Origin of the sequence: Streptomyces sp. NPDC096046, from assembly GCF_040303285.1 — a bacterium.
Taxonomy (GTDB): Bacteria; Actinomycetota; Actinomycetes; order Streptomycetales; family Streptomycetaceae; genus Streptomyces.
In genome coordinates this window covers 36,170-61,636 of sequence record NZ_JBEOSZ010000019.1, presented here as the reverse complement: position 1 = coordinate 61,636, position 25,467 = coordinate 36,170, and the positions used below count along the sequence as shown (strand labels likewise).

At 71.4% G+C, this 25,467-nt stretch carries 22 protein-coding genes and 5 pseudogenes; 11 read left to right on the top strand and 16 right to left on the bottom strand.

Annotation, left to right across the window (positions count from 1 at the left end; translation table 11 throughout):
- Nucleotides 1–36 precede the first annotated feature (36 nt).
- From ABTX62_RS18600 to ABTX62_RS18590, 3 genes are read right to left on the bottom strand one after another with little or no spacing between them, the layout of a single operon-like run.
- Entirely contained in the window at nt 37–1,359 is a 1,323-nt protein-coding gene (locus tag ABTX62_RS18600; protein WP_352117164.1) for a GH1 family beta-glucosidase, read from the bottom strand.
- A 58-nt stretch (nt 1,360–1,417) separates the two neighbouring features.
- Nucleotides 1,418–1,684, bottom strand: coding sequence for a protealysin inhibitor emfourin (locus ABTX62_RS18595; RefSeq protein ID WP_352117163.1), 267 nt, complete (start codon nt 1,682–1,684; stop codon nt 1,418–1,420).
- Nucleotides 1,685–1,704: 20 nt separating this feature from the next.
- Nucleotides 1,705–2,766 carry a M4 family metallopeptidase gene (locus ABTX62_RS18590; RefSeq protein WP_352117162.1) on the bottom strand — a complete coding sequence of 354 codons (1,062 nt, stop codon included), beginning with the start codon at nt 2,764–2,766 and terminating at the stop codon, nt 1,705–1,707.
- Between the two features lie 320 nt (nt 2,767–3,086).
- Here ABTX62_RS18590 and leuA point away from each other — a divergent pair, with 320 nt between their 5' ends.
- The 3 genes and pseudogenes from leuA to ABTX62_RS18575 all read left to right on the top strand — a co-directional run.
- Complete coding sequence (leuA, locus tag ABTX62_RS18585) at nt 3,087–4,808, top strand: 2-isopropylmalate synthase (protein WP_352117161.1); 1,722 nt, start codon at nt 3,087–3,089, stop codon at nt 4,806–4,808.
- A 210-nt stretch (nt 4,809–5,018) separates the two neighbouring features.
- Complete coding sequence (locus tag ABTX62_RS18580; RefSeq protein ID WP_283971229.1) at nt 5,019–5,717, top strand: TerB family tellurite resistance protein; 699 nt, start codon at nt 5,019–5,021, stop codon at nt 5,715–5,717.
- 130 nt (nt 5,718–5,847) lie between these two features.
- Nucleotides 5,848–6,168, top strand: a pseudogene (locus ABTX62_RS18575) (sensor histidine kinase); the annotation flags it as partial.
- Here ABTX62_RS18575 and ABTX62_RS18570 read toward each other — a convergent pair.
- Entirely contained in the window at nt 6,168–7,130 is a 963-nt protein-coding gene (locus ABTX62_RS18570) for a dihydrodipicolinate synthase family protein (protein ID WP_352117160.1), read from the bottom strand. The pseudogene ABTX62_RS18575 and the gene ABTX62_RS18570 sit on opposite strands and share 1 nt — an antisense overlap.
- Nucleotides 7,127–7,372 (bottom strand): annotated as a pseudogene (locus ABTX62_RS18565) (ABC transporter ATP-binding protein); the annotation flags it as partial. The gene ABTX62_RS18570 and the pseudogene ABTX62_RS18565, both read right to left, overlap by 4 nt.
- 134 nt (nt 7,373–7,506) lie before the next feature.
- Between ABTX62_RS18565 and ABTX62_RS18560 the strand changes: the two are divergent.
- A complete protein-coding gene (locus ABTX62_RS18560) occupies nt 7,507–7,944 on the top strand; it encodes a protein-tyrosine phosphatase family protein (protein WP_352117159.1) in 438 nt (145 codons plus the stop codon).
- 276 nt (nt 7,945–8,220) lie between these two features.
- Here the strand turns inward: ABTX62_RS18560 and ABTX62_RS18555 are convergent, their stop codons facing one another.
- Together ABTX62_RS18555 and ABTX62_RS18550 are read right to left on the bottom strand one after the other, a co-directional pair.
- Nucleotides 8,221–9,687 (bottom strand): alpha/beta hydrolase, encoded by a 1,467-nt coding sequence (locus tag ABTX62_RS18555; RefSeq protein ID WP_502997977.1) that lies wholly within the window; start codon nt 9,685–9,687, stop codon nt 8,221–8,223.
- A 138-nt stretch (nt 9,688–9,825) separates the two neighbouring features.
- A pseudogene (locus ABTX62_RS18550) lies at nt 9,826–10,242 on the bottom strand (GNAT family N-acetyltransferase); the annotation flags it as partial.
- Nucleotides 10,243–10,694: 452 nt separating this feature from the next.
- On the opposite strand from ABTX62_RS18550, the gene ABTX62_RS18545 reads away from it, so the two are divergent.
- Genes ABTX62_RS18545 through ABTX62_RS18535 form a run of 3 tightly spaced genes read left to right on the top strand, consistent with a single transcriptional unit; the run spans nt 10,695 to nt 12,576 of the window.
- Nucleotides 10,695–10,910, top strand: coding sequence for a hypothetical protein (locus tag ABTX62_RS18545; RefSeq protein WP_086599578.1), 216 nt, complete (start codon nt 10,695–10,697; stop codon nt 10,908–10,910).
- A 26-nt stretch (nt 10,911–10,936) separates the two neighbouring features.
- The gene (gene recO, locus ABTX62_RS18540; RefSeq protein ID WP_283971221.1) at nt 10,937–11,683 is read left to right on the top strand and encodes a DNA repair protein RecO; all 747 of its coding nucleotides are present in this window, start codon (nt 10,937–10,939) and stop codon (nt 11,681–11,683) included.
- Nucleotides 11,684–11,742: 59 nt separating this feature from the next.
- Nucleotides 11,743–12,576 (top strand): isoprenyl transferase, encoded by an 834-nt coding sequence (locus ABTX62_RS18535; protein WP_352117158.1) that lies wholly within the window; start codon nt 11,743–11,745, stop codon nt 12,574–12,576.
- A gap of 385 nt (nt 12,577–12,961) precedes the next feature.
- Here ABTX62_RS18535 and ABTX62_RS18530 read toward each other — a convergent pair whose 3' ends face one another.
- Genes ABTX62_RS18530 through ABTX62_RS18515 form a run of 4 tightly spaced genes read right to left on the bottom strand, consistent with a single transcriptional unit; the run spans nt 12,962 to nt 16,113 of the window.
- Nucleotides 12,962–13,381, bottom strand: coding sequence for a Fur family transcriptional regulator (locus ABTX62_RS18530; RefSeq protein WP_283971219.1), 420 nt, complete (start codon nt 13,379–13,381; stop codon nt 12,962–12,964).
- A 58-nt stretch (nt 13,382–13,439) separates the two neighbouring features.
- Complete coding sequence (locus ABTX62_RS18525; RefSeq protein ID WP_283971218.1) at nt 13,440–14,342, bottom strand: metal ABC transporter permease; 903 nt, start codon at nt 14,340–14,342, stop codon at nt 13,440–13,442.
- Complete coding sequence (locus ABTX62_RS18520; protein WP_352117157.1) at nt 14,342–15,109, bottom strand: metal ABC transporter ATP-binding protein; 768 nt, start codon at nt 15,107–15,109, stop codon at nt 14,342–14,344. The genes ABTX62_RS18525 and ABTX62_RS18520 overlap by 1 nt, the downstream gene beginning before the upstream one ends.
- Nucleotides 15,110–15,129: 20 nt before the next feature.
- Nucleotides 15,130–16,113 (bottom strand): metal ABC transporter substrate-binding protein, encoded by a 984-nt coding sequence (locus ABTX62_RS18515; RefSeq protein ID WP_352117156.1) that lies wholly within the window; start codon nt 16,111–16,113, stop codon nt 15,130–15,132.
- Between the two features lie 171 nt (nt 16,114–16,284).
- Between ABTX62_RS18515 and ABTX62_RS18510 the strand changes: the two genes are divergently transcribed.
- On the top strand, nt 16,285–17,667 hold the full coding sequence (locus ABTX62_RS18510) for a glycine--tRNA ligase (RefSeq protein WP_283971215.1): 1,383 nt from the start codon (nt 16,285–16,287) through the stop codon (nt 17,665–17,667).
- A gap of 225 nt (nt 17,668–17,892) precedes the next feature.
- Here ABTX62_RS18510 and ABTX62_RS18505 read toward each other — a convergent pair whose 3' ends face one another.
- The 3 genes and pseudogenes from ABTX62_RS18505 to ABTX62_RS18495 all read right to left on the bottom strand — a co-directional run bounded on the left by ABTX62_RS18505 (nt 17,893) and on the right by ABTX62_RS18495 (nt 20,144).
- Nucleotides 17,893–18,099 carry a hypothetical protein gene (locus tag ABTX62_RS18505; protein WP_053669242.1) on the bottom strand — a complete coding sequence of 69 codons (207 nt, stop codon included), beginning with the start codon at nt 18,097–18,099 and terminating at the stop codon, nt 17,893–17,895.
- A gap of 70 nt (nt 18,100–18,169) precedes the next feature.
- Nucleotides 18,170–18,677: pseudogene (locus ABTX62_RS18500) on the bottom strand (MFS transporter); the annotation flags it as partial.
- 21 nt (nt 18,678–18,698) lie between these two features.
- Complete coding sequence (locus ABTX62_RS18495) at nt 18,699–20,144, bottom strand: MFS transporter (RefSeq protein ID WP_352117155.1); 1,446 nt, start codon at nt 20,142–20,144, stop codon at nt 18,699–18,701.
- A 78-nt stretch (nt 20,145–20,222) separates the two neighbouring features.
- Between ABTX62_RS18495 and dusB the strand changes: the two genes are divergently transcribed.
- Nucleotides 20,223–21,356 carry a tRNA dihydrouridine synthase DusB gene (dusB, locus tag ABTX62_RS18490; RefSeq protein WP_352117154.1) on the top strand — a complete coding sequence of 378 codons (1,134 nt, stop codon included), beginning with the start codon at nt 20,223–20,225 and terminating at the stop codon, nt 21,354–21,356.
- Nucleotides 21,357–21,411: 55 nt separating this feature from the next.
- On the opposite strand, the gene ABTX62_RS18485 is transcribed toward dusB, so the two are convergent.
- A complete protein-coding gene (locus ABTX62_RS18485) occupies nt 21,412–22,101 on the bottom strand; it encodes a haloacid dehalogenase type II (RefSeq protein WP_352117153.1) in 690 nt (229 codons plus the stop codon).
- 207 nt (nt 22,102–22,308) lie between these two features.
- On the opposite strand from ABTX62_RS18485, the gene ABTX62_RS18480 reads away from it, so the two are divergent.
- The gene (locus ABTX62_RS18480; protein ID WP_352117152.1) at nt 22,309–22,995 is read left to right on the top strand and encodes a GntR family transcriptional regulator; all 687 of its coding nucleotides are present in this window, start codon (nt 22,309–22,311) and stop codon (nt 22,993–22,995) included.
- Nucleotides 22,988–23,311, top strand: a pseudogene (locus ABTX62_RS18475) (aldehyde dehydrogenase family protein); the annotation flags it as partial. The gene ABTX62_RS18480 and the pseudogene ABTX62_RS18475, both read left to right, overlap by 8 nt.
- Before the next feature lie 20 nt (nt 23,312–23,331).
- Here ABTX62_RS18475 and ABTX62_RS18470 read toward each other — a convergent pair.
- Nucleotides 23,332–25,137, bottom strand: coding sequence for an alkaline phosphatase family protein (locus tag ABTX62_RS18470; RefSeq protein ID WP_352117151.1), 1,806 nt, complete (start codon nt 25,135–25,137; stop codon nt 23,332–23,334).
- Nucleotides 25,138–25,467: the final 330 nt, after the last annotated feature.

Below are 25,467 nucleotides of genomic sequence, written 5' to 3'. Positions count from 1 at the left end.
CCGCAGGCTCGCGCGCATCTCCAGGAGCGGGGCCGGTCAAGCCGTGGGCCCCTGCGCCCGCAGCAGCTCCCGGTACCAGTGGTACGACGCCTTGGGGGTCCGCTCCATGGTGTCGAAGTCGACGTGGACCAGGCCGAAACGGCGTGCGTAGCCCTCCGCCCACTCGAAGTTGTCGAGCAGGGACCACACGAAGTAGCCGCGCACGTCGACGCCCGCCTCCACCGCCCGGTGCAGGGCCCGCACATGGCCGTCCAGATAGGCGATGCGGTCCTGGTCGTCCACGCCCGGGTACGCGCAGCCGTTCTCGGTGATGACGACGGGCGGGAGCCGGTCGCCGTAGCGGTCGCGGAACGTGGTGAGCAGTTCGGTGAGGCCCTCGGGGACGACCGGCCAGCCGAAGTCCGTCACCGGGTGTCCCTCGATCTCCCGGACGGAGAAGGGCAGTTCGGCGGGCATCGTGACCCCGCCGAACTCGATCTGCGCGCCCTGCGGGGCACCCACCCGGGTCGGCGCGTAGTAGTTGACGCCGTACCAGTCGAGCGGCTCGGCGATCACCTTCAGGTCGGCCTCCACGTCCCCGGGCATCAGCTCGCCGATGCCGTCCGGGTACCGGCCCAGCAGCAGTGGGTCCGCGAACAGGCGGTTCAGCAGCAGGTCGTAGAAGTCGGCCGCCTCCACGTCCGCCGCCTCGGTCGAGGCCGCCCAGGTCGGGCCGTGCGAGTTGGCGATGCCGATGTCCCCGGCACCCGAGGCGCGCAGGGCCCGGACGGCCAGGCCGTGGGCGAGCAGCTGGTGGTGGGCGGCCGGCAGCGCGTCGAACATCAGCCGCTTCCCCGGCGCGTGCACGCCCAGGGCGTGACCCAGCAGGGTGTGCTCGGCGGGCTCGTTCAGGGTGATCCACTTCGTCACACGGTCGCCCAGCCGGCCCGCGACCAGCGACACGTGCTCGGCGAAACGCGCGGCCGTGTCCCGCTCCAGCCAGTCCAGGTCCGTCGGCAGGTCCCAGTGGAACAGCGTCGGCACCGGGCGGACGCCGGCCGCGCACAGGTCGTCCACCAGCCGGTCGTAGAAGTCCAGGCCCTTCTCGGAGCGCACGCGCGGCCAGGAGAGCGAGAAGCGGTAGGCGTTCACGCCGAGGCCGGCCAGGAGTGCCACGTCCTCGCGGTGGCGGTGGACGTGGTCGCAGGCCACCGCCGCCGTGGAGCCGTCCTTCACCCGTCCCGGCTCCGCCGTGAACGTGTCCCACACGGACGGTTCGCGCTCGTCCGCGGCGCCCTCGATCTGGTGTGCCGAGGTCGACACGCCCCAGAGGAAGCCGTCGGGGAAACGGGGGATCGCGGTGCCTGCGTCAGTCGCCATGCGCTGGATCATCCGTACCGACGGTAACGGAAGTCAACGCCCGGGCGGGAAGGAGCCGTCAGGCCCCTTCCTTCAGCACCCGCGAGATCAGCTTGCGCTGCTCCTCCGTCAGCCGGGGATCCGCGCAGTACACGGTCTTCCCGTCCACCGTGAGCTGGTAGCTGAAGCCGTCCGGCACCCCGACCGGCGGCGTGCTCCGCCCGTCGGCGACCGCCTGCCCGGCCAGGGCGTGCCACTCGGCGGCATCGGGCCGGCTCGAGGTGTCCACCTCCGCGTGCCGCTCGATGCCCGCGAACCCGCCCGTGCGCCTCACCTGAATCCGCATGGGACCTGTCTAGTACGGAATTACAGGGTCCGCACCCCGACCCGCTCCCAGGCCTTCGACACGGCGTCGAGTTCCTCCCCGTCGCCGAAGCGCTCCCGGGCGGCCTTGACGGTGAGCGTGGCGAAGTCGGCGAACAGGGCGTCCTGCCTCAGCTCGCCGCCGGTCAGCACGTCGTACCAGACCTGCCCGGCTCGCTCCCAGGCGTGGCCGCCGAGGGCGGTGGCCGCGAGGTAGAAGGCGTGGTTCGGGATGCCCGAGTTGATGTGCACACCGCCGTTGTCGCGGCCGGTGCGCACGAAGTCGTCCATCGTGGCCGGCTGCGGGTCCTTGCCGAGGACGTCGTCGTCGTACGCCGTGCCCGGCTCCTTCATGGAGCGCAGGGCCGTGCCGGTCACGCGCGGGGCGAGCAGGCCCGCGCCGATCAGCCAGTCGGCCTCGGTGGCGGTCTGCCCGAGCGTGTACTGCTTGATCAGGGCGCCGAAGACGTCCGACAGGGACTCGTTGAGCGCGCCCGGCTGGCCGAAGTAGGTGAGGTTGGCCGTGTACTGCGTGACGCCGTGCGCGAGTTCGTGGCCGATGACGTCGATCGGGAGGGTGAAGTCGAGGAAGATCTCCCCGTCCCCGTCGCCGAAGACCATCTGCTCGCCGTTCCAGAACGCGTTGTTGTAGTCGCGGTCGTAGTGGACCGTCGCGTTCAGCGGGAGGCCGCTGCCGTCGATCGAGTCGCGCCGGTAGGCCTGGAGGAACAGCTCGAAGGTGGCGCCGAGGCCCGCGTAGGCGCGGTTGACGGTGGCGTCCTTGCCGGGCTTGTCGCCCTCGCCGCGGACCTCGTGGCCGGGCAGGTCGGTGCCGTGCCGGGCGTCGTGGACGGTGCGCCGCGGCTTGCCTTCGGGGACCGCGGCGACGGCGGTGGCGCCGATGACCGTGGTCAGGCGGCGCTGGGTGCGCTCGAAGGCGTCGCGTTGCAGGGTGCGGCGGGCGGGACCGGCGAGCGCGGGGTCCTCGGCGCGGGCGAGCCGGTCGAGGACATGGGGCGGGACGATGGTGCAGAAGACGGGCTCGAAGCCCCCGTGAGTCGTCATACCCGGCACCTTTGCACTGCGTGACGATGCTGTCACTGGTCGCCACCATGATTGGTGAAATACCGTGACAACGCCCTTCACCCTCCGTGGCGGAGTGGTATAGCGCACTTTTTGTCCCGTATGTACTTCGGGTCCCGCATACTGGAACGACCCCACGCGCCGGGAGGGGCTCGGCTAGCATGCTGCGCATCATGCGTTTCGGGCTGCTTCTCCTTAGCTGCCGCGGCGAGGGCCTGTAGTCGAGGCCGACTCCCTCCCCGCGGAGCTTGGTGCTGCGTCGTCGGCCGTCCTTCCCGGACCCCTTGAGGAGCCCCCGCATCATGGCGAACCGCCAGCAGCCCAGTTCCATGCCGATTCACAAGTACGGCCGCTACGAGCAGGTCGACCTCCCGGACCGCACCTGGCCTGAGCAGCGCATCACCACCGCCCCCCGCTGGCTCTCCACCGACCTGCGCGACGGCAACCAGGCCCTGATCGACCCCATGTCGCCGGCCCGCAAGCGCGCCATGTTCGACCTGCTGGTCACGATGGGCTACAAGGAGATCGAGGTCGGCTTCCCGGCCTCCGGCCAGACCGACTTCGACTTCGTGCGCTCCATCATCGAGGAGCCCGGGGCCATCCCCGACGACGTCACCATCTCCGTACTGACCCAGGCCCGCGAGGACCTGATCGAGCGCACGGTGGAGTCCCTGAAGGGCGCCAAGCGCGCCACGGTCCACCTGTACAACGCCACGGCCCCGGTCTTCCGCCGGGTCGTCTTCCGCGGCTCCAAGGACGACATCAAGCAGATCGCCGTCGACGGCACGCGTCTGGTCATGGAGTACGCGGAGAAGCTGCTGGGTCCCGAGACCGAGTTCGGCTACCAGTACAGCCCCGAGATCTTCACCGACACCGAACTGGACTTCGCGCTGGAGGTCTGCGAGGCGGTCATGGACGTCTGGCAGCCCGGCCCGGGCCGCGAGATCATCCTGAACCTGCCGGCCACCGTGGAGCGGTCCACGCCGTCCACGCACGCCGACCGCTTCGAGTGGATGGGCCGCCACCTCTCCCGCCGCGAGCACGTCTGCCTGTCGATCCACCCGCACAACGACCGCGGCACCGCCGTCGCCGCCGCCGAGCTGGCCCTGATGGCCGGCGCCGACCGCGTCGAGGGCTGCCTGTTCGGGCAGGGCGAGCGCACCGGCAACGTCGACCTGGTCACCCTGGGCATGAACCTGTTCTCCCAGGGCGTCGACCCGCAGATCGACTTCTCCGACATCGACGAGATCCGCCGCACGTGGGAGTACTGCAACCAGATGGAGGTCCACCCGCGCCACCCGTACGTGGGCGACCTGGTCTACACGTCCTTCTCCGGCTCCCACCAGGACGCCATCAAGAAGGGCTTCGACGCCATGGAGGCCGACGCCGCGGCCCGGGGCGTCACCGTCGACGACATCGAGTGGGCCGTCCCCTACCTGCCGATCGACCCCAAGGACGTCGGCCGCTCCTACGAGGCGGTCATCCGGGTCAACTCGCAGTCCGGCAAGGGCGGTATCGCCTACGTCCTCAAGAACGACCACAAGCTGGACCTGCCGCGCCGGATGCAGATCGAGTTCTCCAAGCTCATCCAGGCGAAGACGGACGCCGAGGGCGGCGAGGTCACGCCCAAGGCCATCTGGTCGGTCTTCCAGGACGAGTACCTGCCCAACCCCGAGAACCCGTGGGGCCGGATCCAGGTCAAGAACAACCAGTCGACCACCGACACCGACGGCGTGGACACGCTGAAGGTGGAGGCCACGCTCGACGGTCAGGACACCGTCCTGACCGGTTCCGGCAACGGTCCGATCTCGGCCTTCTTCGACGCCCTGCAGTCCGTCGGCATCGACGTGCGCCTGCTGGACTACCAGGAGCACACGATGAGCGAGGGCGCCTCCGCGCAGGCCGCCTCGTACATCGAGTGCGCCATCGGCGACAAGGTCCTGTGGGGCATCGGAATCGACGCCAACACCACGCGGGCCTCGCTGAAGGCGGTCGTCTCGGCCGTCAACCGCGCGGCCCGCTGACCAGCCGTACGGGTCTGCGTCCGAAGGCCGCTCAGGGACGCCACAGGGGCTCCGTCCGCCGACGTACGGCGGCGGAGCCCCGTCGTATACCGGCCATTTGCTGTGGAGGTCACGGAAAGGTCTCCTCCGGGGTGCTGACTCCTCGTCTCCGATGTGGCTAACATCACGCAAGCGCGGCGGCGTTGCCGCGCGGCGTGACGGAGGTGCGACGTGCTGCCAGGACGGGGACGAAACGGTCATGCCGCCAGGTGTTCGCGCATCCTGGGCACCCGCACCGCGTGGACGGCCGCCGGTGACGGGGAGTTCTTCTGCCCCGGCTGCGGCGGCGACCGCAACTACCAGCGGCTGACCGGACAGCGCCGCTTCACCCTGCTCGGCCTGCCCGTGCTGCCGCGCGGCGAGACCGGCCCGGTCGTGGAGTGCGCCGCCTGCCGCCGCCACTTCGGCACGGACGTCCTCGACCACCCCACCACCACGCGCTTCTCCGCGATGCTCCGCGACGCCGTGCACACGGTCGCCCTCGCGGTACTGGCCGCGGGCGGCGCCGGTTCCCGTACGGCACTGGAGGCCGCCGTGCTCGCCGTGCGCGCCGCCGGCTTCGACGACTGCACCGAGGAGCAGCTGGCCGCCCTCGTCGAGGCGCTGGAGGCCGACACCGGCCGGATCACCGGCGGACCCTGCGGCGCCGGGCTCGCCATAGAGCTGCACGAGGCCCTGGACCCGCTCGCCCCGCACCTCGCCACCGTCGGCCGCGAATCGATCCTGCTCCAAGGCGCCCGCATCGCCCTCGCGGACGCGCCGTACACCCCGGCCGAGCGCGATGTGCTGGCGACGGTGGGCGCGGCGCTCACCATCTGCTCCGACGACGTGACCCGGCTGCTGGCAGCGGCGGCGCGCACACCTTCGTAGGGCACGCCCCGCGCACTCCCCGGGGAGTGGCGCGCGGCCGGGGCCGCCCCCGGCTCGACCTCACGCCCGACGAAACGGCCCCCCTGCGGACGGGAGTGCGGAGACCGATCCAGACACCCGACCGGAGGGAGCCGGACCCGACCCGGCCCGGGCCGCGCGGCTCGCCGGAGCCCGGGTCGAGCAGACCGTACGGATACGGCGGGCCCTCCGCCGTCGGCGCCGCCGCCTACCGCTTCGTGCAGGGAGCCCTGACGAACGCCGTACGGCACGCGGGGCCCGAACCGGCCGTCCGGGTCGAGCCGGCGGAACGGGACGGCGCCCTGCGCCTGTCGGTCCGCGACGGCGGCACCGGACCGGCCCCAGGCGCAATCCCCGGCTTCGGGCTCGTCGGCATGCGCGAGCCCGCAGCGTCGGTGGCACACTCGACGCCGGACCGCGGGTCGGGCATGGTCACGCCGGGGAGCGTCCGACGGACGGGCTCTGGAGCAGTCCCGCCGCCGCCAGATACTTCCCCACCCGCTCCACCTCCTCCGGCGACAGCGGGATCTGCGGCCGCGCCGTCGCCGGGCAGCGGATCACGCCCCGCAGGTGCAGGGCGGCCTTGAAGGCGCCGATCGCCGAGGAGTTCGGCCCCATCCGGGCCGGGTCGCCGACGGTCACCATGCCGAACAGCGCGCACAGGCGCTCCTGTTCGGCACGGGCCGCGTCCCAGTCCCCGGCGCGGCACAGGCGGTCCAGGCGGACGTAGCCGTGCGGGTCGACGTTGCCGAGGCCCGGCACCGTGCCGTCCGCGCCGATCGCGAGAGCCGCGTCGACGATCAGCTCCGAGCCGGTCAGCACGCTGAATCCGGTGACGCCCTGGCGTTCCCGGACGCCGGTCACGACCTGGCGGAAGGCGGCCAGGTCACCGCTGGAGTCCTTGAGCCCTGCCACGACACCGTCGGCGGCCAGCTCCAGCACCACGTCGGCCGGCAGCTTGGTGTGGACGGCGACGGGAAGGTCGTAGGCGATCACCGGGACCCGGCTCGCGGCGGCGACCGCGCGGTAGTGGCGGGCGATCTCCGCCGGGTGGGTCCGGGCGTAGAACGGGGCGGTGACGACGACCGCGTCCGCGCCCGCCGCCGTCACCGACGCGACATGGTCCAGGACCCGGGGCGTCGTCATGTCGATCGCCCCGGCCAGCACCGGCAGCTGCCCGCCCACGTGGCCGGTGACCGACTCGACGACCAGCCTGCGCTGACGGTCGGGCAGATACGCGGCCTCCGAGGTCGAGCCGAGCACGAACAGTCCGTGCACCCCGCCGGCCAGCAGATGGTCGACGAGTCGGAGCAGCGAGGGGACGTCCACCTCGCCGTCCGGTGTCAGGGGCGTGCAGACGGGCGGGATGACACCGGTCAGCGGGGCGAAGGTCATGGCGCCTCCATCGGGTCGCGTCGGTGGACGAGGTCGCGGGTCGACTCGTCCTCCCGGACAGGATGGTGGCAGCGGAAGCGGTGCGCTGGGGCCGACGCGGCGGAGAAGCCCGGCATCTCGTCCGCGCACACGCCGTCCGCCTTCCAGCAGCGGGTGCGGAACGGGCAGCCGCTCGGCGGCCGGGTCGCGGACGGGACCGGGCCGGCCAGCGGGATCGGGTCGAGCAGGCCGGGTGTGGCGGAAGGCGGGCTTGCGGGGGCCGTTGCAGCCGTCGAAGGCTTCGAAGGTCGTGTTCCGTGCCGAAACGCTGGTCTGCTCGAAGAAGGCCGAGGGCGATCGCACCCCCCGGCCGGCCGACACGGAGCATGATGGGGGCGTGAGCGAGCTGTGGAGCGAGAGTGACACCGGCGTCCTGCGGCTGCCCTCGGGCCGCTTGATCCGCGGCCGTGGCCTTCGCCGTCCTCTGGACCCCGCCGCGCCCCTTCCCTCCTACGGCCTCTACCTGCTCGGCCGGCAACCGCCCGGGGTTCCCTGGGAGTCGGGCTGGATCCGCTGGCCCGACTTCCGCCTCCCGGCGGACCCGGCGGCCGCCCGCGCGACGCTGGCCGGCGTGTGGGAACGGGCCGCGGCGGAGCGGGTGGAGATCGCCTGCGGCGGAGGGCGCGGCCGCACGGGCACGGCCCTGGCCTGCCTGGCGGTGCTGGACGGGGTGCCCGCGGAGGAGGCGGTGGGGTACGTCCGCCGGCACTACGACCGGCACGCCGTGGAGACGCCCTGGCAACGGCGGTACGTACGCCGGTTCGGCGAGGGCTGAGCCTCTCCTCCGGCCCGGCATCGCATCCCTCACTGGCGAGTTGCCGGACGTCTTCGCGTCGGAGGGCCTGTACACGGCGATGACGTACGAGTTCGCCGGCCCGGACGCCCCGCACCGCCCGGACGAGCCGCGCCCCGACCTCGACTCGCCGGCGTACGCCCTCACCAGGTCGTCAAGGACCGTCCGGACGACCCCGCCTCCGGCCGGCACGGGGAACCGAAGGAGGAGTTTCCGCGCGGTGGCCCACCGGTACGGGGCGGCGGGCCACCGCACTCCTCAGCCGCAGGAGAGGTCGGAGGCGGGCCGTGTGCCGGTGGCCAGGAAACGGGAGACGGTCCGGTCGCCGCAGGCGTTGCCGTTGGCGAGGTAGGCCTCATGGCCGGTGGAGTTCACGGTGACCATGACGGCCCGGTCACCGAGGGCCTGCCGCAGCTTCCGGGCCCCCGCGAGCGGGCTGGCGACATCCCGCTCGTTCTGCACGAGGAGGATGTTGGAGGGCCCGCGGTCGGTGACCCGCACGGCCGGCTCCCTCGGCTCGTACGGCCAGGCCGCACACACCATCGGCCCGCGCGGCATGCCCGCGGTCAGCGGGAAAGCGGCGCGGCTCGCGTCGACGTCCTTCTGGTACGCGGCGGCCGAGTCGGGCCAGTCGACGTCGTTGCAGATCGTGCCGACGCCGACCGCGGCGAGGTTCTGCAGGACCGACTCGGGCGGCGCCTCGGGCACCGGCGGCACGGTGCCCTTGCGGGCGGCCCGGATCGTCCTGGCCAGGGTCGGGTAGTCGTCGGGGTCGTAGAGGCTGGACAGCATGGTCTGGCGCAGTGCGTTGCCGTCCAGCCGCGGCGGGTTGGCGCCGGGCCAGGGCAGAGGCGCGCGGTCCAGCCGGGCGGCGAGGCGCAGGAAGCCGGAGCGCACCTCGGCGGGCGTGCGGGCCACCCGGTGCGGATTGCCCGGCCGCGACGCCCACTGGGCGAACTCGGGGAAGTTGTCCTCGGCCCCGGCCTCGAAGGCGGCGAGCCAGTTGCGGGTCACGCGGGTGTGGTCGGGGTCGTTGTTGCTGTCCAGCACGATGCGGTCGGTGCGGTGCGGGAACAACTGGCTGTAGACGGCGCCGACGTAGGTGCCGTGCGAGACGCCCCACGCGGAGATCCTCTCCTCGCCGAGGGCGGCCCGGACCCGGTCCAGGTCGCGGGCCCCGTTGGCGGTGCTGATGTGCCGGATCAGCTCACCGCCGTTGCGCACGCAGGCCGTTGCCGTACGCCGGGCGGTGGCCATGTTCTCGCCCACGGAACCGTCCGGGCCCGGCCAGGGCAGGAGCTTGGTCGGGCCGATGTCGGCGGGATCCAGCTCGCAGTCGACGGCGGTGGAGGGCGCCATCCCGCGCGGCGCGAACCCGATGAGGTCATAGGCGTCCCGCACCTTCTGCGGCAGTTTCTGCCCCTTGCCGGAAGGATCGGCGAGACTGTCCCCACCGGGACCGCCCGGGATGAGTAACAGCGCGCCTCGCCGGGCGGACGGCTTCTCACCGGGGATCCGGGAGACGGCGATCCGGATCTCGGGGCTGTCGGGGTCGGAGTAGTCCATGGGCACACCGACGGTGGCGCACTGCTGTCGGGGATCGAGTCCTGAGCCCTCGCACGCGCCCCACTCGAGCCGCTCCCCACCGGCCGCGGACGCCCCACCGGGTCCTGCGAACCCGAGGATCATTCCGGCGGCGGCGACCAGTACCGCGCATTTCGACATCTGCTTCATGCGCAGCAGCCTGGCCGAACCCGGCGGCGGACCACATACGGGTAACCGCCTGATGTGTGCGGGGGATTGCCCCAGGACCGGAGCCGGGGTCCGGCGCGAAGGCCCGCCCGTTCCCCCGGACCGGCCCGCCGGCGGCCGCACCATGAAGACGTCGATCGCGTCCTGGGTGTCCACCGTGAAGCCGTGCCGTTCGTAGAGGTGGCGGGCCGGGCTGCCGCGCAGGACGTTCAGGCGGACGAGGTCGCCGGTGGAGTCCGTCCTGTCCAGCAGGTGCGCAGGACCGCCGAGCCGACCCCGCGGCCCTGGAGCGCCGGAACGAGGTAGAAGTGCTCCAGCCAGTGACCGGTCCCGGACGGGCGCAGGGAGACGCTGCCCGCGAAGGCGCCGCCGGTCGTGATGATCGACGTGTGCCGAGCGGCGAAACCGTCCCGCAGGCGCTGCCTGACCCGGTGTTCGTCATAGCGGCCCAGTCGCTCCAGGTCCGGCCGCATCACCACGGCCCGCAGTTCCGATCGCCTCGACATCCGTCGGCCGCGCGGGGCGCATGCCCCAGTCCTGCTCCGAGTGTCCCTTCGGCGTTTCCACGACCGGATTGTCTCAACGGGTCGCCGGCCCGCCTCTTGCCGGCATCCGCCTCTCCGCGAAAAGCCCGCCGACCACGCCGGTTTGCCGCACCGCGGGCCGAACCCCTTCGTCTCGCGCCGCAGTTGTACGGCACAGACCCTTCCCGAGTTTAGACACGGATCGTGACCAGGGAGATGCGAGGAGTGAAACCACGAAAGGAAGGGGAGCACGGTGGAGGCACGACACTCGGCGCTCTGCGCCGAAGAAGCGGAGGACGCGGTGAAAGAATTGCGGGCAGGACTCGCCAAGGCCGGCATGAACCTGCACTCATCGGGGCTCGACCCGGAGAGTCTTGTGCGGGAAGCGCCCTGCCCGCCCCTCGGATCGGGCCGGAATCGCGTGCGGACCGCCGGTCGGCTCGTGGAGGTGCCGCGATGAAGCCTCCGGTCGGCGCGTACGTCGTGGACACCCGCAGCGGTCGCATCGGCATCGTGATGGGGCATGAGGGGCCTTACGTGCAGTTACGGCCGTACGGCGGCGGCAAGGAGTGGGACGCCGACCCCGGTGCCGTCCGGCACGCCACCCCGGCCGAGCGGCTGCGCGCGGCGACCGCGTACGCCAACGCCCGCAGCAGGGGCGAGGTCCCTTGACGTGACGACCCTGCCAGAATGGCTTCATGAGCCTGTTCCGCGACGACGGCATCGTGCTGCGCACCCAGAAGCTGGGTGAGGCGGACCGGATCATCACGCTGCTCACGCGCGGTCACGGACGGGTCCGCGCAGTGGCCCGGGGTGTGCGCCGGACGAAGTCGAAGTTCGGGGCGCGTCTCGAGCCGTTCTCCCACGTCGACGTGCAGTTCTTCGCCAAGGGGAGCGAGCTGGTCGGGCGCGGCCTGCCACTGTGCACCCAGAGCGAGACCATCGCGCCGTACGGCGGCGCCATCGTGAGCGACTACGCACGGTACACGGCCGGGACCGTCATGCTGGAGACCGCCGAGCGGTTCACCGACCACGAGGGGGAGCCGGCCGTGCAGCAGTACCTGCTGCTGGTCGGCGCACTGCGGACCCTGGCCCGGGGGGAGCACGCGCCGCATCTCGTGCTCGACGCGTTCCTGCTCCGCTCCCTCGCCGTCAACGGATACGCCCCGAGCTTCACCGACTGCGCGAAGTGCGGGATGCCCGGGCCCAACCGGTTCTTCTCGGTCGCGTCGGGCGGTTCCGTCTGCGGGGACTGCCGGGTGCCCGGCAGCGTCGTACCCTCGCCCCAGGCCCTGGAACTCCTCGGTGCCCTGCTTACGGGAGACTGGGAGACCGCGGACGCGTGCGAGGCGCGCCACGTCCGGGAGGGCAGCGGGCTGGTGTCCGCGTATCTGCACTGGCACATGGAGCGCGGGCTGCGCTCCCTGCGCTACGTCGAGAAGTAGCGCGAGCAGCCGGCACAGAGCACCAGAGAAGCAAGCGAGCACGAGGAGACGAGAAGCACATGGCCGTACGCGGGATCCTGGGGCGCCAGCGCCGGGAGTACAGGACGCCGGAGCCGCACCCGTCCGGCGCGCGGCCCCCGAGATTCCCCGGGGAACTCGTACCGCGCCATGTGGCCATCGTCATGGACGGCAACGGTCGCTGGGCCAAGGAACGGGGTCTGCCGCGCACCGAGGGGCACAAGGTCGGCGCCGAGCGCGTGCTGGACGTGCTCCAGGGGGCCATCGAGATGGGCGTGGGCGCCATCTCCCTGTACGCCTTCTCCACCGAGAACTGGAAGCGGTCGCCGGACGAGGTGCGCTTCCTGATGAACTTCAACCGGGACTTCATCCGCAAGACCCGCGACCAGCTCGACGAGCTGGGCATCCGGGTGCGCTGGGTGGGCCGTATGCCCAAGCTGTGGCGCTCGGTCGCCAAGGAGCTCCAGATCGCGCAGGAGCAGACCAAGGACAACGACCGGCTGACCCTGTACTTCTGCATGAACTACGGCGGCCGCGCCGAGATCGCCGACGCCGCCCAGGCGATGGCGGAGGACGTGAAGAGCGGAAAGCTCGACCCGTCGAAGGTCAGCGAGAAGACCTTCGCGAAGTACCTGTACTACCCGGACATGCCGGACGTGGACCTGTTCCTGCGCCCCAGCGGCGAGCAGCGCACCTCCAACTACCTGATCTGGCAGAGCGCCTACGCCGAGATGGTCTTCCAGGACGTGCTGTGGCCGGACTTCGACCGGCGTGACCTGTGGCGGGCCTGCCTGGAGTTCGCCTCGCGGGACCGGCGCTTCGGCGGGGCCATCCCGAACGAGGAACTGCTGGCCATGGAGGGCGAGCAGCCGTAGCACACCGAGGCCCGGCGGCCCCTGGGGTGGCAGCCGGGCCACAGCGGCGGCGTCCTGGGAACATGGGTTCCACCGCCGTCAGCGCACCTCGGTGCCCCGACGCCTTCCCAGAGGAGCCCCGGCCCCCGGGCGCCCGGCGAGACGTGCGCCTCCGCCACCCGTCGGGGGCGCGGGGGGACTGAGCGTACGGCTCCTACGCACCCGCAGCGGGGACGACGATGCGCCACTCCCGTCGGGGGTGCGGGGGGACTGAGCGTACGGCTCCTACGCACCCGCAGCGGGGACGACGATGCGCCACTCCCGTCAGGGGCGCGGGGAACTGCGCGAACGCCCCCCACGCACCCGCAGCCGACGACGAATCCCCACCCCCACGGCGAGGATCGGCTCAACCGCCGGAGGCAGCCGCACAATCCGCACACGTGCCGAAGATCTCCACCGTGTGGGCCACGTTCACATAGCCGTGCTCGGCGGCGATGGCCTCGGCCCACTTCTCCACGGCCGGGCCCTCGACCTCGACGGCCTTGCCGCAGCCGCGGCAGACGAGGTGGTGGTGATGGTCGTCGGTGGAGCAACGGCGGTAGACGGACTCGCCGTCCGCGGTGCGCAGCACGTCGACCTCACCGGCGTCGGCCAGGGACTGCAGGGTGCGGTAGACCGTGGTGAGCCCGACCGAGTCGCCCTTGTGCTTGAGCATGTCATGCAGTTCCTGCGCGCTGCGGAACTCGTCGACCTCCTGCAGGGCCGCCGACACAGCGGCCCGCTGCTTGGTGGCGCGGCCCTTCACGGACGGTCCAGCGGTCGTCACCGTTGCCTCCTCACGTCTGCCTTGCCCGGGCCATTGTGCCAGCCCGGGACGGGAGCGGTCAGACGCCGACTTCGTCGGCCGCCTCCCGGCTGCCCGGAATCGCGCACTCGGCCGGGTCGGCCGGGGTGTGCGCGGCCGCCGCCGCACGGGCGCGGCGGCGGGCCAGTGGGGCCGCGAGTGCCGTCAGCACGAGGAACGCGCCGATGGTCAGCAGCACGATCGTCGCACCGGGCGGCACGTCCTGGTAGTACGAGGTCATGGTGCCGCCGATCGTCACGCTCACGCCGATGGCGACGGCGATCGCGAACGTGACGGCGAAGCTGCGGGCGATCTGCTGGGCGGCGGCGACCGGCACCACCATCAGCGCGCTGACCAGCAGCAGGCCGACCACCCGCATCGCCACCGTCACCGTGACGGCCGCGGTGATCGCCGTCAGCAGGTTCAAGGCCCGCACCGGCAGGCCCGTCACACGGGCGAACTCCTCGTCCTGGCTGACCGCGAACAGCTGCCGCCGCAGGCCCAGGGTGACCAGCACCACGAAGGCGGCCAGCACGCAGATCGCCGTGACGTCCGACTCGGACACCGTCGACAGGGAACCGAACAGGTACGACGTCAGGTTGGCGCTGGAGCCCGTCGGCGCGAGGTTGATGAACATCACACCGCCGGCCATGCCGCCGTAGAACAGCATCGCCAGGGCGACGTCGCCGCGGGTCTTGCCGTACCAGCGGATCAGCTCCATGAGGACCGCGCCGAGGACGGAGACGAGCGTCGCCATCCAGACCGGGGACCAGCTCAGCAGGAAGCCGAGGCCGACGCCGGTCATCGCCACGTGGCCGATGCCGTCGCCCATCAGGGCCTGGCGGCGCTGGACCAGGTAGATCCCCACCGCGGGGGCCGTGATGCCGACCAGGACGGCGGCGAGCAGGGCCCGCTGCATGAAGGCGTAGTCGAGGAAGTCCATCAGCTCAGCAGTCCCGTGCGGATCGGTTCGGCGCCCGCCGGTGCGTGCGGGTGCACGTGGTCGTGGCCGGGCAGGGCGTGCTGTCCGACGGCCTTCGGGGGCGGACCGTCGTGCACGACACAGCCGTCGCGCAGGACGACCGCCCGGTCGATGAGGGGCTCCAGCGGGCCCAGTTCGTGCAGCACGAGCAGCACCGTCGTCCCCCGCGAGACCTGCTCGGTGAGGGTGTGCGCGAGGACCTCCTGGCTGGCCAGGTCGACACCGGCCATCGGCTCGTCCATGATCAGCAGCTCGGGTTCGGAGGCGAGGGCGCGGGCGATCAGGACGCGCTGGTGCTGGCCGCCGGAGAGGGCGTCGACCGGATCCTTGGCCCGGTCGGCCATGCCGACGAGCTCCAGGGCGCTCCGTACGGCCTCGTGGTCGGCCTTGCGCAGGACGCCGAAGCGGGCCCGGGACAGGCGGCCGGAGGAGACCACCTCGGTCACCGTGGCGGGCACGCCGCCGGCGGCCGTGGTGCGCTGGGGGACGTAGCCCACGCGGTGCCAGTCGCGGAACCGCCCGCGGTCCGTGCCGAACAGCCGGATCTCACCGGCACCGGTCTGCACCTGGCCGATGACGGTGCGCACGGCCGTGGACTTGCCCGAGCCGTTCGCGCCGAGCAGCGCGACGACCTCGCCGCGGCGCACGGTGAGGTCGATGCCGCGCAGCACGGGGCGTGAGCCCAGGTCGGCGCGGACGCCGCGCAGGGATACGACGGGCTCGGTCATGCCGTCCTCCGATGGATCGGTCACTTGGCTCCCAGGGCCGTGCGCAGGGCCTCGAGATTGGCTTCCATGACCTGGAAGTAGTCGTCGCCGCGGGACTTGTCGGTGATGCCCTCCAGCGGATCGAGGACGTCGGTCTTGAGCTTCGCGTCGCGGGCGAGGGTCTTCGCGGTCTTGTCGGAGACCAGTGTCTCGTAGAAGACGGTGGTGACGCCGTCGGCCTTGGCCTCCTGCTGGAGCTCCCTGATCCGGGCGGCGCTGGGCTCGCTCTCGGGGTCGAGGCCGGCGATGGCCTCCTGGGTGAGGCCGTAGCGCTCGGCGAGGTAGCCGAAGGCGGCGTGGTTGGTGAAGAAGACCTTGGTCTTGGTGTCCTTCAAGCCGTTCTCGAAGTCGGCGTTCAGGTCGTTCAGCTTCTTCACCAGGGCCGCGGTGTTCTTCTTGTAGTCGGCCGCGTGGTCCGGGTCGGCCTTCTCGAAGGCCTTGCCGACGCCCGCGGCGACCTCGGCGTACTTCACCGGGTCCAGCCAGACGTGCGGGTCGCGGGCGTGCTCCTCCTCCTCGGAGTGGCCTTCCTCCTCGGCGTGGCCCTCCTCCTCCGCGTGGCCCTCTTCGCCCTCGTGGCTGTGCTCGGTGTTGCCGTGGTCCTCGAGGGTGGTCAGGCCGGCCGCGTCGATCTTCGTCTTGACGCCGGTCTGGCCGATGGCCTCGTCGACGGCGGGCTGGAGGCCCTTGAGGTAGAGCGCCGCGTCGGCCTCCTCCAGCTGCGCGCGCTGCTTGGTGCTGACCTCCAGGTCGTGCGGCTCCTGGCCGGGCTCGGTCAGGCTGGTGACGTTCGCGTGGTCGCCGCCGATCTGCTCGGCGAGGAACGCCATGGGGTAGAACGACGCGACGACGTCGAACTTCTCCGTGTTGCCCGAGGCCGCGCTGTCGCTGGAGCAGGCGGTCAGGGCGCCGAGGCCGAGAGCGGAGGCCAGGGCGGTGGGTATGAGGTGTCGTCGTACGTTCATGACAGTCATTTTCAACAAATATGGAAACCGTTGTCAACAAACGTCCTGACCGGGGCCTTGAGGGCGCTGGAGGGGGAGCGATTTGATTGAGGGGGCGCCCCCGCCGGTAACCTGAGTCATTCGCTGGAAGCATCTCGCTTCGTCGCCCGTCGTCGTAATGAAGAGAGCACCGTGGCCGCCGACAAGATCGACACCATCGTCAGCCTGAGCAAGCGCCGTGGCTTCGTATTCCCCTGTAGTGAGATCTACGGCGGCCAGCGCGCCGCTTGGGACTACGGCCCCCTCGGTGTCGAGCTCAAGGAGAACCTCAAGCGCCAGTGGTGGCGCTACATGGTGACGTCGCGCGAGGATGTCGTGGGCATCGACTCGTCCGTGATCCTGGCCCCCGAGGTCTGGGTGGCCTCCGGCCACGTCGCCACCTTCACGGACCCGCTGACCGAGTGCACCTCCTGCCACAAGCGGTTCCGCGCGGACCACCTGGAGGAGGCCTACGAGGCCAAGCACAAGCGCCTGCCGGAGAACGGCCTGGCCGACGTCAACTGCCCCAACTGCGGCAACAAGGGCCAGTTCACCGAGCCCAAGCAGTTCTCGGGCCTGCTGTCCACCCACCTCGGCCCGACCCAGGACTCCGGCTCCGTCGCCTACCTGCGGCCCGAGACCGCGCAGGGCATCTTCACCAACTTCTCCCAGGTGCAGACCACCTCGCGCCGCAAGCCGCCGTTCGGCATCGCCCAGATGGGCAAGTCCTTCCGCAACGAGATCACGCCCGGCAACTTCATCTTCCGCACCCGCGAGTTCGAGCAGATGGAGATGGAGTTCTTCGTCAAGCCGGGCGAGGACGAGAAGTGGCAGGAGTACTGGATGGAGCAGCGCTGGAACTGGTACACCGGTCTCGGCCTGCGCGAGGAGAACATGCGGTGGTACGAGCACCCGAAGGAGAAGCTCTCCCACTACTCCAAGCGCACCGCCGACATCGAGTACCGCTTCCAGTTCGGCGGCAGTGAGTGGGGCGAACTGGAGGGTGTGGCCAACCGCACCGACTACGACCTCGGCGCGCACTCCAAGGCCTCCGGCCAGGACCTCACCTACTTCGACCAGGAGGCCGGCGAGCGCTGGACCCCGTACGTCATCGAGCCCGCGGCCGGTGTCGGCCGCGCGATGCTGGCGTTCCTCCTGGACGCCTACGTCGAGGACGAGGCGCCCAACGCCAAGGGCAAGATGGAGAAGCGCACCGTGCTGCGCCTCGACCAGCGCCTCGCCCCGGTGAAGGTCGCGGTGCTGCCGCTGTCCCGCAACCCCGAGCTGTCCCCGAAGGCCAAGGGCCTCGCCCAGGCGCTCCGCCAGAACTGGAACATCGAGTTCGACGACGCCGGCGCCATCGGCCGCCGCTACCGTCGCCAGGACGAGATCGGTACGCCGTTCTGCGTGACCGTCGACTTCGACACGCTCGAGGACAACGCGGTCACCGTCCGGGAGCGCGACACGATGAAGCAGGAGCGCGTCTCCCTCGACCAGATCGAGGGTTACCTGGCGGCCCGCCTGATCGGCTGCTGACCCTCCTTCTCCGTGATGGTGCCGGGTTCCTCCTCGGAGGGGCCCGGCACCGCCGCGTTTCACGGGTCCGGGTCGGCGCGGACCGCCGCGTGGTCCGGGGCGCGGTTCCACGTCGAGGTGACGGTGTCGAAGGGCGTGGCCGTGAACGGCGCCCGGACGCCACGCCGTTCGGACGCATGGGCCGCCGCTCGTGACCGCATCGCCCGCGCTGCGGCGGGCTCTCCTTCACGCCGCCGTCGGGTCCACCGTCGCCTGGTGGGCCTCCAGCAGGTGTTCCTCCGCCTTCAGCCAGGGCAGGAACTGGGCACCTCGGCGCCAGCCGCAGGTGTCGCACCGGATCGTGCGCTGCACGCCCGTGCGCTGCACCCGCACCACATGCTCCCGGCCGTGCTGGTCCCACCGGCTGACCTTGCTCGTGTCGATCTGCGTCATGGCCCCTCCCACGTCGAGACATCCGGCGTTCCGGTCTGCTCGCAGCAAGGAGTGTGCAGCAAGACCGACATCAACGGGGTTTCCCCGGATGCGAGTTATCAGGCCGTGAGAGACCCGGGACGACGGTGCGGGGCGGCCGCAGGCTCGGCAGCCCCGTCGGTACGACGCCGCCGAGGTGCACCGGCGAGGTCGTGACCAGGGCGTCCCGCAGGCCCGTCGCCGGGACCAAGGACAGGAACAGGGTGCCCGGGGTCGCCACACCGCGCGTCGGCGCCGACTGCTGGGTGGTGATCGTCACGCCGCCCGCCCGCACCCACGCTGGCGGGCGGCACCTCGCAGAGGATGGCCCGGTGGGCGACCGGGAGCCGCAGCGCCCGGCCCGGACCGGCGAGCGCCGCGCCCGGGAGCCGCTCGACGAAGCCCGGGTGCGGCCGGAACCGCCAGGCGGCCGGCGCCATCAGGGCCAGGCCCACGCCTTGGAGCGCGGAACCGGCCGTCACCACGCGGGTGCCGTACCGGGCGGCCGGGCGCGGGGCCGGCAGCGAGAACACGAAGAACACCACCCTCGGCGGTGCGAGGAGGCCGCGCCCCGACAGGGCTCAGCCGCCCGTCCCGACGGCCTGTCGTACCTCCGCGGTCTCCAGCCTGGCCGCGGTCCGCTCGGCGGTCCCCCGGGCCCACCGCCCGTTCGTCACCGCCCCCAGGGCCAGCACGGCGAAGCCGCATGCCGCGAGGATCCACCAGCCGGGCCGGGCCGCGGACACGAACGTCTCGCGGTACGAGGAAGAGCCCACGCCCGAGGCGAGCACCGAGCCCAGCACGGCCACGCCCAGGGTCTGGCCCAGTTGCCGGCTCGTCGAGGCGACCGCGGCGGCCACGCCCGCCTGGGCGCGGGGCATGCCGGAGACCGCCGTATGGGTGATGGGCGCGTTGACGAAGCCGAAGCCGATGCCGAACAGGACGTAGCCGGCGAAGAGCGTGACGTTCGAGGTCTCGGCCTCGAACGCGGCGAAGGGGACGCCGCTCGCCGTCATCGCGCAGCCCGCGATCAGCAGGGACGGGCGCGGGCCGCGCGCGCCCACCAGGCGGCCCGACAGCGGCGCGCACACAAACGTCGGAACCGCCATCGGCAGCATCCACAGACCCGCCTCCAGGGCGGTCAGACCACGCACGTTCTGCAGGTACAGCGTGGACAGGAACAGGAAACCCCCGAGTGCCGCGAAGGCGCTGATCGCGATGACCGTCGCCCCGCTGAACGGCGCCGAACGGAAGAAGCGCAGATCGATCAGCGGTTCCTCGCGGCGCGGTGCGTACAGGAGCAGTCCCGCCAGCGCCGCCAGGGCGACGACGGCCAGCGGTGCGATGGAGGTGAACGCGGTGCTCGGCGCCTCGATGATCGCGTACGTCAGCGAGCCGAACAGCGCGATGACCAGCACCTGCCCCACCGGGTCGGGCCGGCGGGCGCGGGGTGCGCGGGACTCGGGGACGAAGCGCAGGGTGAGCAGCAGGGCCGCCAGGCCCACCGGCAGGTTGATCCAGAAGATGGAGCGCCAGCCGACGGAGTCGACCAGGAGGCCTCCCACGAGGGGCCCGGCAGCCATGGAGATGCCGACGACCGCGCCCCAGGCGCCGATGGCCCGGGCCCGCTCGCGCGGGTCGGTGAAGGTGTTGGTGATGATCGACATGGCGACCGGGTTCAGCATCGAGCCGCCCACCGCCTGCACCATCCGGAACGCGACCAGCGCCTGAAGGTTCGGCGCGAGGGAGCACAGCACCGAGCCGGCGGTGAAGACGATCAGGCCCGCCATGAAGACCCGTTTGCGGCCGATCCGGTCGGCCGTGGAGCCCGCCAGCATCAGCAGCGAGGCCAGGACCAGCGTGTACGCGTCGATCGTCCACTGCAGGCCCGACGTGCTCGCGTGCAGGTCCTTCTGCAGGGACGGCAGGGCCACGTTCAGGACCGTGTTGTCGAGGCTCACGATCAGCAGGCTCATGCAGCAGATCGCGAGCACCAGCATCCGGCGGCGGGGGCTGAGCTCGGGCATGCGCGCCATCGTACGCCCACTTCGATAGTGTGGCTAACTAATGAATTTTACCGTCTCATTGCACGGCACAATGGAGGCATGTCCACGCCCCTCCGGATCGGTCCGCACACCGTCCAGCCGCCCGTCGTCCTGGCCCCCATGGCCGGTATCACCAACGCGCCCTTCCGCACCTTGTGCAGGGAGTTCAGTGGCGGCAAGGGCCTGTTCGTGAGCGAGATGATCACCACCCGGGCGCTGGTCGAACGCAACGAGAAGACCATGCAGCTGGTGCACTTCGACGCGAGTGAGCGCCCCCGGTCCATCCAGCTGTACGGCGTGGACCCCGCGACCGTCGGCAAGGCCGTCCGCATGATCGCGGAGGAGGACCTCGCCGACCACATCGACCTGAACTTCGGCTGCCCCGTGCCCAAGGTCACGCGCAAGGGCGGCGGCTCCGCCCTGCCGTACAAGCGCAACCTGCTGCGGGCGATCCTGCGCGAGGCCGTCGGCGGCGCCGGCGAGCTGCCCGTGACGATGAAGATGCGCAAAGGCATCGACGACGACCACATCACCTTCCTCGACGCCGGCCGGATCGCCGTCGAAGAGGGCGTCACCGCCATCGCCCTGCACGGCCGCACCGCCGCCCAGCACTACGGCGGCTCCGCCGACTGGGAGGCCATCGCCCGGCTGAAGGAGCACGTGCCGGAGATCCCGGTGCTCGGCAACGGCGACATCTGGTCGGCCGAGGACGCCCTGCGGATGGTGCGCGAGACCGGCTGCGACGGGGTGGTCGTGGGCCGCGGCTGCCTGGGGCGGCCCTGGCTGTTCGCCGACCTGGTCGCCGCCTTCGAGGGCCGCACCCAGGACATCGCCCGCCCCGCCCTGCGCGAGGTCGCCGACGTCATGGTCCGGCACGCCACCCTGCTCGGGGAGTGGATCGGCGACGAGTCCCGGGGCGTGATCGACTTCCGCAAACACGTGGCCTGGTACTTGAAGGGATTCGCCGTCGGCTCCGAGATGCGCAAGCGCCTCGCCGTCACCTCCTCGCTGGAGGAACTGCGCTCCGGCCTGGACGAGCTGGACCTCGACCAGCCCTGGCCGGTCGGCGCCGACGGGCCCCGGGGCCGTACGTCCGGCAACAACCGGGTGGTGCTGCCGGACGGCTGGCTCAAGGACCCCTATGACTGCGCGGGCGTCGGCGAGGACGCGGAGCTGGACACCTCGGGCGGCTGATCGGCGTCTGGAGACCACGTGCGCGGCTGGTCAGGTGGGAGGACTGGTCTCCGCCTCAGGCGGCAGCGGGACGCGGCAGGCCGAAGAGGACGGGGAGGTCGGCGATGTCGGTGATGCGCTCGTAGCCGAGCCAGTGTTCGTCGTGCTCGAAGCCGCGGTCGACGTACACCTTGTTCTCGATCCCCAGGAGGGCCGCGGAGCGCAGGTCATACATCGGGCTCGCGGAGACGTGCACGAGCTCGTCGGGCGTCACGCCGAGCTTGTCGAACATGTACTCGAACGCGCTGAGTCGCGGCTTGTAGACACCCATCTCCTCGGCGCTGATGACGAGTTCGAACGGGGCCTTGAGGTTCTCCGCGAGGCGCACGGCGTGCGCGGTGTCGCTGTTGGTGATGATGACCAGCGGGACCGCCTCGGCCAGGCGGTTCAGCGCCTCGGTGACACCGGGGTACGGGCCCCAGGTGGGGACGCGCTCGTACACCGCCCGCGCCTCGTCCTCGCGGTACTCCAGACCGACCCGGCGTGAGGCGCGCTCCATGGAGCGCGCGACGACCTGGTGGAACGGCTGGTACGCGCCCGTGCACTCGTCGATCCGGTACGCCTTGCAGATCCGCAGGTACTCATCGGCGACCTCGGCGGGCAGCCGGTCGCCCAGAACCTCACGCATCGCGTCGTTGATGCTGAACTTGATCAGCGTCCCGTTCATGTCGAAGGTCACGAACTTGGGCTTGACGTCGAATCCCATGACTTCTCCTCAGTGCTTCAAGGGGCGATCCGGCAGCCTGGTCGATTGTCGACCATCTGTCCGGTCGAGTGTCGGCCAGCCGCTCGTCGGCTGTCAATCACGCCGGCCTGTGACCCGGGTCATCGCAGTGAGGTGCTGATCCAAAATCAGCGGGGGTACAGTCGACAAACGACCGACTGGTCGGCAAGGGTCAGGGAGGACGTCGGGGTGGACCACAAGTTCGAGTGGCAGCAGCAGCGGACGACGACGCCGGACGGCGTGTACCGCACCCTGCGTGCCGCCATCCTCGACGGGGCGGTACCTCCTGGTGGACAGCTGCGCGAGGCACATATCGCCGGGGATCTCGGGATCAGCCGGTCCCCGCTGCGCGAGGCGCTGACCAAGCTGGAGGAGGAAGGGCTCGTCGTACGGATCCCCTACCGCGGGGCGTTCGTCGTCGAGGTGAGCGCTCGTGAGATCGCCGAGATCGACTCGGTCCGGCTACGGGTCGAGCCGTACGCCGCCGAGCTCTCGGCCGCGGCCCTGCGTGGTCCCGAGCGGCCGAGGTTGCTGCAGACCGTCGAGGATCTCCGCCGGGCGATCGAGGAGAACGACCTCCCCGCCAGTGTCGATGCGCACCTTCGCTTCCACCGGCTCTTCTACGACTTCTCGGGGCACCGCGTTCTGCAGAGCCTCTGGAACGGTTGGGAAACGAAGCTGCGCCTCTACCTCAACGTCGATCACCGCACGTACAGCGAGGACCCGCATCTCCTGGTCCGCGAGCACGAGAGGCTGGCCGCGGTTGCCCTGGAGGGCGACACCGACGCGTTCCTCCAGGAACTGGCTGCCCATTTCCCCGTGGGGCTGGGAGCCCGGACGAGGGATCAAGGGGACGCGCACGCTCCGCGTGCATGAGGTGAACCTGCCGATCGGCTTCAGGCCCGGTGATGCAGCACTTCGCGCCGCTGATGCCCGAGACAGGGGGATCGTTCGTCTGCGTCGGTTCCCGGCTCGGCATGGTCGGCAAGCCCGGGGAAGTCCTGTATTCCTGACCGACCGCCCAAGAGGCGGCCGACCACACCGAGCCGGCCTCGCGTCGTACGTGATGACGTCCCACATCGACCGCGCCCGCCGGGTCGCCGCCCGTCTGCGGGCCGCAAGGGTGGCGTCAACCGCGGCCTGGTCTCCGAAGTCGCCGCACTTCGGCGGGATCAAGCAATCCGGCCTTTGCCGTGCGGGCGCAACGGCGTCTCAGGACGGGCGCGGTGTGGAGCCGAACGCCTTCAGGAAGCGGTCGCGGAAGGAGTCCATCCGCCACACGGGCGCGTCCCGGTCCGGCTTGAGGCCCTGGGTCCAGTTCCAGTCGGCGACCTTGTCCAGAACCTTCGGGTCCTTCGCGACGATCGACACCGGCACGTCCCGGCCGGCGCCGTTCCCGCTGACCCGGGCGATGGGCTGGTGGTCGCCGAGGAAGACCAGCACGGTGTCGTCGGTGCCGTAACGCCGGAGCCACTGGGTGAGGCCGGTGAGCGAGTACTGGATGGACCTGCCGTACTCCTCGCGGGACCTGGTGGTGTCGGTGATGACGTCCGACGCCTTGTTGCCGGCCTTCTCGATCGCGTCGAAGACCGAGCCGTCGCCGAGCTCGTCCCAGTCGACCATCCTCGGCAGGGGCGCCCAGGGCTGGTGGCTGGAGGTCAGGATGACGAACGACATCAGCGGCTTGTCCCGTTTCCTGCCGTGCACCTTCCGCTGGAACGCCTCCAGCGCGTACTGGTCGGGCATGGTCGACCAGCTGAACTTCGGCCCCTGGTAGCCCAGGTCGAAGGCGTCGTAGAGCTGGTCGAGGCCGTACCACTTCTCCTCCGGCCAGCCCTTCTGCACGCCCGGCATGACGCCGACCGTGTCCCAGGCGCCGGTCTTCTGGAACGCCTTGGTCAGGGTGAGGTGGTCGCCGGCGGTGACCGTGCGGTAGCGCCGCTGGTTGTCGATCCACAGGCCGGACATGGTCGTGGAGTGGCCGAGCCAGCTGCTGCCGCCGTACGTCGCCGAGGTCAGCCAGCCGCTGCGGGCCGCGAAACCGGCCTTCTCCAGGGCCCCGGTGCTCGTGTCGAGGGTCCGGACGACGCCGGGTGCCATGGCCGGGTCCTCGATCGCGCTGCGGCCGTAGCTCTCGATGAACGTGAAGATCACGTCCTTGCCCCGCAGGTCCGGCAGGAGTTCGGCGGGCGGGGTGTTGCCGAAGGTGTCCGCCTTCGACTGCTTGACGAACGCGGCCTCGTCCCGCAGCGACTCCACCGTCCGCTGCGCGTGCACCTTGAGCGCCCCGGCCCCGCGCTCGGAGGCGATCGGACCGCCGGACAGCGTGAGCCCCAGCGCGGAGCAGGTGACCCAGACGGTGCCCGCGATCAGGGCGCCCTTGGACGCCCGCACCCGGTGGCGGGCCAGCACGTTCGCGAGCCGGACCGCCGCCGCGACCATCACGGCCGCCACGAGCAGGACGAGCACCACGGCGCCGACGGCGGCCGCGGTCGCGACACCCCCGCCCAGCGTGTCCCTGACGTACGCCTGCGCGTCGGGCAGCAGGTCCCAGTCGAGCGCGGCGTTGAAGCCGCGGCCCAGGTACTCGTTGAACCCCATGTCGAGCAGGTTCACCGTGGTCAGCACGGTGAGGCCGAGCCCGTACAGCACCGCCGCGGCCAGCCGTGGCCGACGCGGCAACGCGAGCACCACGACGGCCCCGAGGACCGCCTCCGCCGGGATGCGCGCGAAGCTGACCGCTTTCAGCGCGGGGAGGGTGTTGGGCAGCAGCAGGGCCCCGAGGACCAGGGCGGCGGCGAGGGCGGTGGTGGTCAGGCGGAGTGTGCGGGCCGCCCGGGGGTGCCGGGTGCGCCAGTCCCGCAGACGGGCGAGGCGGCTCCCGGCGCCGGTACGCTCCGCTTCCTCCGCGGCCGTCGCGGCCTCCGCGTCACGCTCCGGCTCGGGCCCGGCAGCCCCGTCCCCGGGCATGTCGTCGCCCGGCCGCGACGACTGGTGGAAGCGCGTGAAGACAGGCACCCGGAGGTCCTTCCCGTACGAAGACCGGTGAGGGGGGCGGACCCGGATGGGGGGCCGGGTCCGCCACCGTTCCGTACGGGGTGTCCACCGGGTCTGTTCAGCCTGCCGGGCCGACACTCGGCAAACACCCGGCAAACGCCGGGGTTCGCCGTCCGGGTCAGGTCGCGCACGCGGGGTCCGGCGCGCGGGTCCGCGGCGTCGTCGTCGGTTGCCGGCGCTCCGCGTCGACGCCCTCCTCCGCCTCGCCGCGGCCCGCACGCGGACCCCGCTCACCGGCATGGTGAGGATGCCGCCGTCTCCCCGCGACCTGACCCGGACGACAGGCCCCGG

Bases quoted from the DNA above. Each gene is read 5' to 3' on its own strand.
- ABTX62_RS18600 (WP_352117164.1), bottom strand. From the start codon at position 1,359: ATGGCGACTGACGCAGGCACCGCGATCCCCCGTTTCCCCGACGGCTTC.
- ABTX62_RS18595 (WP_352117163.1), bottom strand. From the start codon at position 1,684: ATGCGGATTCAGGTGAGGCGCACGGGCGGGTTCGCGGGCATCGAGCGG.
- ABTX62_RS18590 (WP_352117162.1), bottom strand. From the start codon at position 2,766: ATGACGACTCACGGGGGCTTCGAGCCCGTCTTCTGCACCATCGTCCCG.
- leuA (WP_352117161.1), top strand. From the start codon at position 3,087: ATGGCGAACCGCCAGCAGCCCAGTTCCATGCCGATTCACAAGTACGGC.
- ABTX62_RS18570 (WP_352117160.1), bottom strand. From the start codon at position 7,130: ATGACCTTCGCCCCGCTGACCGGTGTCATCCCGCCCGTCTGCACGCCC.
- ABTX62_RS18555 (WP_502997977.1), bottom strand. From the start codon at position 9,687: ATGTCGAAATGCGCGGTACTGGTCGCCGCCGCCGGAATGATCCTCGGG.
- ABTX62_RS18545 (WP_086599578.1), top strand. From the start codon at position 10,695: ATGAAGCCTCCGGTCGGCGCGTACGTCGTGGACACCCGCAGCGGTCGC.
- recO (WP_283971221.1), top strand. From the start codon at position 10,937: ATGAGCCTGTTCCGCGACGACGGCATCGTGCTGCGCACCCAGAAGCTG.
- ABTX62_RS18535 (WP_352117158.1), top strand. From the start codon at position 11,743: ATGGCCGTACGCGGGATCCTGGGGCGCCAGCGCCGGGAGTACAGGACG.
- ABTX62_RS18525 (WP_283971218.1), bottom strand. From the start codon at position 14,342: ATGGACTTCCTCGACTACGCCTTCATGCAGCGGGCCCTGCTCGCCGCC.
- ABTX62_RS18520 (WP_352117157.1), bottom strand. From the start codon at position 15,109: ATGACCGAGCCCGTCGTATCCCTGCGCGGCGTCCGCGCCGACCTGGGC.
- ABTX62_RS18515 (WP_352117156.1), bottom strand. From the start codon at position 16,113: ATGAACGTACGACGACACCTCATACCCACCGCCCTGGCCTCCGCTCTC.
- ABTX62_RS18505 (WP_053669242.1), bottom strand. From the start codon at position 18,099: ATGACGCAGATCGACACGAGCAAGGTCAGCCGGTGGGACCAGCACGGC.
- ABTX62_RS18495 (WP_352117155.1), bottom strand. From the start codon at position 20,144: ATGCCCGAGCTCAGCCCCCGCCGCCGGATGCTGGTGCTCGCGATCTGC.
- dusB (WP_352117154.1), top strand. From the start codon at position 20,223: ATGTCCACGCCCCTCCGGATCGGTCCGCACACCGTCCAGCCGCCCGTC.
- ABTX62_RS18485 (WP_352117153.1), bottom strand. From the start codon at position 22,101: ATGGGATTCGACGTCAAGCCCAAGTTCGTGACCTTCGACATGAACGGG.